Origin of the sequence: Bacteroides sp. AM41-16 (assembly GCF_003603495.1) — a bacterium.
Taxonomy (GTDB): domain Bacteria; phylum Bacteroidota; class Bacteroidia; order Bacteroidales; family Bacteroidaceae; genus Bacteroides; species Bacteroides uniformis.
Genome location: NZ_QTNE01000025.1, coordinates 73,763 through 82,179, shown reverse-complemented (window position 1 = coordinate 82,179; position 8,417 = coordinate 73,763). Strand labels below are relative to the sequence as shown.

Annotated in this window: 6 protein-coding genes; 5 read left to right on the top strand and 1 reads right to left on the bottom strand. The window is 48.3% G+C overall.

Features of this window, described 5'->3' with window-relative positions; genetic code table 11:
- Positions 1-220: 220 nt before the first annotated feature.
- From DW896_RS18780 to DW896_RS18770, 3 genes are all read left to right on the top strand, one after another.
- A complete protein-coding gene (locus DW896_RS18780) occupies positions 221-2,695 on the top strand; it encodes an FAD-dependent oxidoreductase (protein ID WP_119993699.1) in 2,475 nt (824 codons plus the stop codon).
- Between the two features lie 11 nt (positions 2,696-2,706).
- Positions 2,707-3,063 (top strand): MarR family transcriptional regulator, encoded by a 357-nt coding sequence (locus DW896_RS18775; protein WP_005832281.1) that lies wholly within the window; start codon positions 2,707-2,709, stop codon positions 3,061-3,063.
- Positions 3,064-3,486: 423 nt separating this feature from the next.
- Positions 3,487-6,396 carry a bifunctional fucokinase/fucose-1-phosphate guanylyltransferase gene (locus DW896_RS18770; protein WP_009038258.1) on the top strand — a complete coding sequence of 970 codons (2,910 nt, stop codon included), beginning with the start codon at positions 3,487-3,489 and terminating at the stop codon, positions 6,394-6,396.
- A gap of 6 nt (positions 6,397-6,402) precedes the next feature.
- Here DW896_RS18770 and rlmH read toward each other — a convergent pair whose 3' ends face one another.
- Positions 6,403-6,876 carry a 23S rRNA (pseudouridine(1915)-N(3))-methyltransferase RlmH gene (gene rlmH / locus DW896_RS18765; protein WP_005831223.1) on the bottom strand — a complete coding sequence of 158 codons (474 nt, stop codon included), beginning with the start codon at positions 6,874-6,876 and terminating at the stop codon, positions 6,403-6,405.
- Positions 6,877-6,970: 94 nt separating this feature from the next.
- Here rlmH and DW896_RS18760 point away from each other — a divergent pair, with 94 nt between their 5' ends.
- On the top strand, positions 6,971-7,363 hold the full coding sequence (locus tag DW896_RS18760) for a DUF4783 domain-containing protein (protein ID WP_009038259.1): 393 nt from the start codon (positions 6,971-6,973) through the stop codon (positions 7,361-7,363).
- The gene (gene nadC / locus DW896_RS18755) at positions 7,356-8,204 is read left to right on the top strand and encodes a carboxylating nicotinate-nucleotide diphosphorylase (RefSeq protein WP_005831220.1); all 849 of its coding nucleotides are present in this window, start codon (positions 7,356-7,358) and stop codon (positions 8,202-8,204) included. Before DW896_RS18760 ends, nadC begins: the two co-directional genes overlap by 8 nt.
- Positions 8,205-8,417: the final 213 nt, after the last annotated feature.

Genomic DNA, 8,417 nt, shown 5'->3' with positions numbered 1-8,417 from the left:
ACTCTCTCATTTTCAATCGATTACATAAGAATTAACAGAGTATTGTATAAAAACTTGCATACTGAACGGATTATTATAGGTGTAAAAACTTGTAATAATCCGTTTTTTTATGCCTATTCTTATTAAAAATGAGTCTTTTAATAATATTTTCCTTTGGAAATTATGTTTTATTGAAAATAATTATTTTCTTTGCATCGTCAAACTTAAAAAACGAAGAATTATGAAATATGTAATCATTGGCGGTGTAGCAGGTGGAGCCACGGCAGCCGCCCGACTGAGAAGAGTGGACGAAATGGCTGAAATCCTTTTATTGGAGAAAGGCCCTTACATCTCGTATGCTAATTGTGGTTTACCTTATTATATAGGTGGAGTGATAGCAGAGCGCGAGAAGCTGTTGGTACAGACACCCGAATCTTTCGGCAAGCGCTTCCGCATTGATGTGCGTGTGCAGAATGAAGTAATCGCCATCCATCCCAAAAACAAGACCGTTACCATACGCAATGTGGAAGGCAAGGAGTACGACGAAAGCTATGACAAACTTTTGCTTTCTCCCGGTGCCAACCCCGTGAAGCCCCCCTTGGAAGGCATTAATTCCGAAGGCATCTTCACGTTGCGCAATGTAGAAGATACCGACCATATCAAGGCTTATATCTCGGACAAGCAGGTGAAACGCGCCGTGGTGGTAGGTGCCGGTTTCATCGGATTGGAAATGGCGGAGAACCTGCATCATGCCGGTGTTCATGTGTCTGTAGTCGAAATGGGTAATCAGGTGATGGCGCCTATCGACTTCTCTATGGCGGCACCTATTCATCAGCATTTGTTGCAGAAAGGCGTCTCTCTCTATCTGGAAGAAGGAGTAACCCATTTCAAACGTACGGACAACGGAATCACCGTATTCCTGAAAAGCGGAAAGGCCATTCCTGCCGATATGGTGTTACTCTCCATCGGTGTGCGTCCTGCCACTGCATTGGCGCAACAAGCCGGCTTGAAACTGGGCGAGATGGGCGGTATCTGGGTAGACGAACACTTGGAGACTTCCGAAAAAGACATCTATGCTGTGGGCGATGCCATCGAATATCCTCATCCGCTGACCGGAAAGCCCTGGCTCAATTATCTGGCAAATCCTGCCAACCGCCAGGGACGTATCGTTGCTGATAATATGGTGTTTGGCAATACTGTTTCCTACGAAGGAGCTATCGGCACCTCCATTGCCAAAGTATTCGACATGACGGTAGCCTCTACGGGCCTTGCAGCCAAACGCTTGAAGCAGTGGGGCATGGAATATCAAAGCTCGGTGACTCACTCGGCATCTCATGCCGGTTACTATCCGGATGCCCTACCTTTGACCTTGAAACTGACTTTCCATCCCAAAACCGGTAAACTCTATGGTGCGCAATGTATCGGTTACGAGGGAGTGGACAAGCGAATCGACCAGATAGCCGGACTCATCAAGCGGGGTGGCACAGTCTACGATTTGATGGAGACGGAGCACACGTATGCGCCTCCTTTCTCCTCGGCCAAAGACCCCATCGCTATTGGCGGCTATGTAGCATCGAACATTATCAGCGGTGCAATGCCCGTCATCTCTTGGCGCGAGCTGGTGGAAGAGAAGGATAAAGTGATGCTGATAGATACCCGTACGCCCGAGGAATTCTCTTTCGGCACCATTCCGGGAGCCGTCAATATTCCGTTGGACGAAATGCGCGAGCATTTGGCAGAGATACCTACAGACAAGCCGGTAGTGCTTTTCTGTGCTGTGGGTCTGCGCGGTTATCTGTCCCTGCGCATCCTGATGGGGTGCGGCTATCGCAATGTGCGCAATCTGATAGGTGGTTATAAGACCTACTCCACGGCAACAGCACCTCTGCCGTCTCCATCTGCTCCGGCAGGCGGCGGCTCTTCTTCTTCTTCGGTAGAGGCTGCTACTGATGATGTTCCTGCGGATGCATCAGTGTCCAAGAAGGAAACGTTGAAGATAAATGCTTGCGGTTTGCAATGTCCGGGACCTATCATGCAGGTGAAAAAGGCGATGGATAGCATTGCTGTGGGCGAGCGTGTGGAGATTGTGGCTACCGATGCCGGTTTTGCCCGCGACGCCTCTGCATGGTGCGATACGACAGGAAATAAATTGATAGAGAAGCATGACGAGAAGGGACGCTATACGGTAGTCATCGAAAAAGGTGCTCCGGCTTGTGCATCCGTTTCCAACACTCCCGTAGCCGGGGGTAGGGGAAAGACGCTGATTCTGTTCAGTGACGACCTGGATAAAGCGCTGGCAACCTTTGTACTGGCAAACGGAGCAGCGGCAACGGGACAGAAAGTAACCATTTTCTTCACCTTCTGGGGACTGAACGTCTTGAAGAAAGTGCAGAAACCCAGTGTGCAGAAGGACTTCTTCGGCAAGATGTTCGGCATGATGCTGCCGTCCAGCTCTTTGAAACTGAAGTTGTCGCAGATGAATATGTTTGGCATGGGCAGCCGCATGATGCGCTTCTTGATGAAGCGCAAGGGAGTGGATTCTTTGGAGTCGTTGCGCTCGCAGGCATTGGCGCAGGGAGTGGAATTCATTGCTTGCCAGATGTCTATGGATATGATGGGCATCCAGCACGAAGAACTTCTGGATGAAGTAACCATCGGCGGCGTGGCTACCTATATGGAACGTGCGGACAAGGCAAATGTGAACTTATTTATATAGGAGGACAAGATATGGAGACTTTATGTAAAATCCGTGATGTTTATCGGGCTATTGCCGAGTTCGAGGTGCAGTTTACGCAGATGTATGATTTATCGCTGAATGAAGGAATGCTGTTGTGCACGCTGCTCAATACTCCTAAGCTTACCTCCAGTGAGATAGCCGAGGCACTGGGTTTGTCTGCCTCCAACACTTCAAAGGTCATTCGCTCTGTCGAGGGAAAGAAGCTCATTACCCGTCTGATAGGTAAGGAAGATAAGCGTCAGATGCGTTTTTCTCTTACGACAGAAGGCAAGAACCGGATTTCGGATATTAAGAATGCTACTTTCGAATTGTCGGAGTTGTTGCAGCAGGTAGTTAGCCTCGTATAGTTTTGTGTAAAAGCGAATTAATATCGTGTTTGCAGGAAGTTAATATCCTGCGGACACGATATTTGTTTTTTGTAGGACACGTTATTAACTTCTTGCACGACATGTTGTTAGTATCGTGTATTGCATGCTATAAATTGTTTGTATCTGTTCGTGTGTATTTCTATCTTTTATTACTGAGAAATTTACTAAGAATCTTTAATAATGTCTCTTTCGACAATTTCTTAACTCTTAATCAATTCTTTTCTCTGTTTTAAAAATGAACTTGATTGGAAAAGCCATTCTTTATGAATCGCCTATATACTCAGTCGTATTTCCGTAAAGGAACACAAGCTTGATACCAAAGAAATAAATTGAAACTTTCTATGTCAATTGCCTAATATTATTTTACTTTGCTGTCAAATAGTAAGCAATACAGCGATTGATATGCAGAAATTATTGTCTTTGCCGCCTAATCTGGTGTCGGCATTCTATGAACTGGAAAATGTAGACCGTACGGAATGGTTTTGTACTTCCGACCCGGTGGGAATGAAACTTGGCTCGGGTGGGGGAACTACCTGGCTCTTGAGAGAATGGCAGAAGGAACGGGATAGGAAGTATTGGGCGGAGGAGCGTATTCCAACAGAAAAGTGCATTCCAACAGAGAAAAGCATTCCAATAGAGAAGCGTATTCTGCTGCATGCCGGAGGACAAAGCCGTCGTTTACCGGGATATGCACCGGCGGGCAAGATATTGACCCCGATTCCGGTGTTTCGCTGGGCGCGTGGACAAAAACTGGGACAGAATTTATTATCCCTTCAACTCCCACTTTACGAAAAGATAATGGAGCGGGCTCCCGAAAGACTGCGTACGCTGATTGCCAGTGGTGACGTATATATCCGTGCGGAAAAGCCGCTTCAAGAGATTCCCGATGCAGATGTGGTGTGCTATGGACTGTGGGTAGACCCGTTGCTCGCCACACATCATGGTGTGTTTATCTCGGACCGGAATCAACCGGAATCCTTGGATTTCATGCTTCAGAAACCCTCTCTGGAAGAATTGGAAAACCTCTCCAAGACACATCTCTTTTTAATGGATATCGGCATCTGGCTATTGAGCGACCGGGCCGTTGACTTGCTGATGAAACGTTCGCAGAAGGCAGATGGGGCTTTGGACGTGGATACGCCATATTCCGACTTGAAATACTATGACTTGTATGCTGACTTTGGCTTGTCCTTAGGAAATCATCCCCGTATTGAGGATGAAGAGCTGAATAGCCTCTCCGTCGCCATATTGCCTTTGCCCGGAGGCGAATTCTACCATTATGGAACAAGCCGCGAACTGTTGTCTTCAACCGTCACCTTACAGAATAAGGTCTACGACCAGCGCCAGATTATGCACCGGAAGTTGAAGCCCAATCCGGCCATCTTTGTGCAGAATGCAGAAGTGCATCTCCCCCTTACTCCGAAGAACGACAGTCTTTGGATTGAAAATAGCTTTGTTGGAGCTTCTTGGCGGCTGGGGGCACGGCAGATTATCACGGGTGTTCCCAAGAATGACTGGAGGCTGACCATTCCAGACGGTATCTGCATTGATATAGTTCCGCTTGCCGACCAGCGCTGGGCAGTACGCCCCTATGGTTTTGACGATACTTTTAAGGGGGATATTCGGGATGAAAAGACACTGTTCCTTGGAATGTCGTTTTCGGAATGGCTGGTCGAACGGGAATTGTCGGTGGAAGACATCACCGGCAGAAAAGAGGACCTGCAGGCTGCTGCCATCTTCCCGGTTGTGGAAGATAAAGAGCAGATGGGGACAGTGCTTCGATGGATGGTTTCCGAACCGGGCTTGACGGAAGGAAAGGCTGTCTGGCTGGAAAGTCGTCGGTTGTCCGCCGACGAAATTTCAGCACAAGCCGACTTGCGTCTGCTGTATGCACAGCGGGAGAGCTTCTGCAAAGGAAACTGGGAAGTGCTGGCACGCAACCATGCAAAGAGTGTATTCTATCAACTCGACTTGATGGATGTGGCCGGTGAATTCCATAAATTCGGCATTGACAAGCCGGAAGTGTTGCCGACAGATGCCTCGCTGATGCAGCGTATCCATAACCGGATGCTGCGTGCACAGATTGAGAAGCTGGACGGAAGGGACTTCAAGGCAGACGAGCAGGCCGCATTCAACTTGTTGCGCGAAGGATTGCTGACTGATTTGTATGAACGCAAGAGCAGTCCTCGCCTGAATGTGTATAGTGACCAGATTGTATGGGGGCGTAGCCCCGTACGCATAGATATGGCGGGAGGATGGACGGACACTCCGCCTTACTCCTTGTTTGCCGGTGGGAGTGTGGTGAATATTGCCATTGAACTGAACGGGCAGCCGCCTTTACAAGTGTACATCAAACCTTGCGCGGAGCATCGCATCGTGTTGCGCTCCATTGATATGGGAGCCATGGAGGTGGTGAATACTTTTGAGGAATTGCAATCCTATTGCATGATAGGTTCCCCCTTTTCCATTCCCAAAGCAGCATTGGCGCTGGCCGGGTTTGTTCCGGCTTTTTCAGAAACGGCTTATCCTTCGCTGGAAAAACAACTGGAAGCCTTCGGCACAGGTATAGAGATTACATTGCTTTCTGCCATACCTGCAGGTTCCGGTCTGGGCACAAGCTCCATTTTGGCTTCTACTGTCTTGGGTTCATTGAGTGACTTTTGCGGACTGATGTGGGATAAGAACGAAATATGCCGCCGTACGCTTGCCCTGGAACAGTTGCTGACGACCGGTGGCGGTTGGCAAGACCAATACGGTGGGGTACTGCAAGGTATCAAACTGTTGCAGACGGAGGCTGGATTTGCCCAGCAGCCATTGGTACGCTGGTTGCCCGAGCATTTGTTTACCCATCCGGAATACCGCGATTGCCATCTGCTGTATTATACGGGCATTACGCGTACAGCCAAGGGCATCCTTGCAGAAATAGTACGCTCCATGTTCCTCAACTCTTCCCTGCACCTGGGGTTATTAGAAGAGATGAAAGCACATGCCTTGGATATGGCCGAAGCCATTCAACGGAATGACTTCAAGAGTTTCGGAACACTGGTAGGCAAGACATGGATGCAGAAGAAGGCACTGGACAGTGGAACAAATCCTCCTGCCGTAGAGGACATCATCCGTCAGATAAAAGACTATACCTTAGGATATAAACTGCCGGGAGCCGGTGGGGGAGGTTATCTGTATATGGTGGCTAAGGATCCGCAGGCAGCCCTGCGCATCCGTGAGACCTTGACGCTGAATGTACCGAATCCGAGAGCCAGGTTCGTAGAAATGTCACTCTCGGATAAGGGATTCCAGGTGTCGCGGAGCTGAAATTCATCATTCATGATGATACGGCCCCCCGTTCAGTATGGTCATCGCCCGGTAGAGTTGCTCCACAAAGATGAGGCGCACCATCTGATGGGAAAAGGTCATGCGTGAGAGGGACATCTTCTCGTGTGCCGCTTCGTACACTTTGGGGGAGAATCCGTAAGGGCCTCCGATAATAAATACCAGCCGTTTGTTCACGGTATTCATCTTGCGCTTCATATAGTCTGCAAACTCTATGGAGCGCATTTCTTTTCCACCTTCGTCCAGCAGTACGACCACATCTCCCGGCTGGAGAGCTTTCAATATCAGTTCCCCTTCCTTTTCCTTCTGCACTTCCATGGAGAGGCTCTTGGTGTTTTTCAGTTCGGGGATGACTTCCATCTCGAATGAGAGATAACGCTTGGTACGTTGCACATAGTCGTTGATGGCTGTTATAAAGTGTTGTTCTACAGTTCGTCCTACAACGAGCAGAGTAGTTTTCATACTGGTTCTGTTTTGATTAGCGCACAAATTTAGCATTTTTTTATTGTATTTTGAGACAAATGCTTACCTTTGCCTATCATAAATACTTGTGAAAATGAAAAAACGGGTAATCTTTTTGTTGACCGGTCTCTTCATTTGGACGTCTGTGCTGCTGGCTCAGAATGTTCCCGAGGGAGTGATTGGAGCCTTCAAGGAAGGAAACTCTCAGGAGCTCAACAAGTATCTGGGTGACAAGGTCGATTTAATCATTCAGAATAAGTCGACCCACGCCGACAAGCGGACGGCAGAGGGCACAATGGCTGCTTTCTTTTCCAACCACAAGGTCGGCAGTTTTAATGTGAACCATCAGGGGAAGCGCGATGAGTCCGGTTTCGTCATCGGTACCTTGATGACCGCAAATGGAAACTTTCGGGTGAATTGTTTCTTCAGAAAAGTACAGAGCAAATATGTCATACATCAAATAAGGATAGATAAAACAGATGAATAAGGAAGAAGAATTGATTGACAGGCTGATAGACCTGGCTTTCGCCGAAGATATAGGCGATGGAGACCATACAACCCTTTCGTGCATTCCTGCTACGGCAATGGGCAAGTCCAAACTGTTGATAAAAGAACCGGGCATCCTGGCCGGTATCGAGATAGCAAAGGAGGTGTTCCGCCGTTTCGATCCTACCATGAAGGTGGAAGTGTTCATTAATGACGGTACAGCCGTAAAGCCTGGTGATGTGGCCATGATTGTGGAAGGCAAGATACAGTCTTTGTTGCAAACGGAGCGTCTGATGCTGAACATCATGCAGCGCATGAGTGGCATTGCCACCATGACACATAAGTATGCCGAGCAACTGAAAGGTACGAATACCCGTGTACTCGATACCCGCAAGACTACTCCGGGCATGCGTATCCTCGAGAAAATGGCAGTGAAAATCGGTGGCGGTGTAAACCACCGTATCGGCTTGTTCGATATGATTTTGCTGAAAGACAACCATGTGGACTTTGCGGGAGGCATCGACAAGGCCATCAACCGTGCGAAGGAATATTGCAAGGGAAAAGGCAAGGACCTCAAGATAGAAATAGAAGTGCGCAACTTCGACGAATTGCAGCAGGTGCTCGACCTGGGCGGTGTAGACCGTATCATGTTCGACAACTTTACGCCGGCAATGACAAAGAAGGCCGTAGAGATGGTAGGCGGCCGCTATGAAACGGAATCTTCCGGCGGCATCACGTTTGATACGCTCCGCGACTATGCCGAATGCGGTGTAGACTTTATCTCAGTCGGTGCGCTGACCCATTCTGTGAAGGGATTGGATATGAGTTTTAAAGCATGTTGACAAAGGCAGAACGCGTTATTGCAGAATAATAAGGAAAGCCTCTCATAAAGAATGCTGCATTAAGGCAGATTTATGAGAGGCTTTCTCTTGATAACCGGTAGAGTAATGGCACCCGGAAAAACAGATGGTGTATTTGGGAGAAACAGATGGTCTGTTTGGGGCAGATAGATGATGCGTTTGGCTGTAACGGATGATGTGTTTCAATGGATAAAT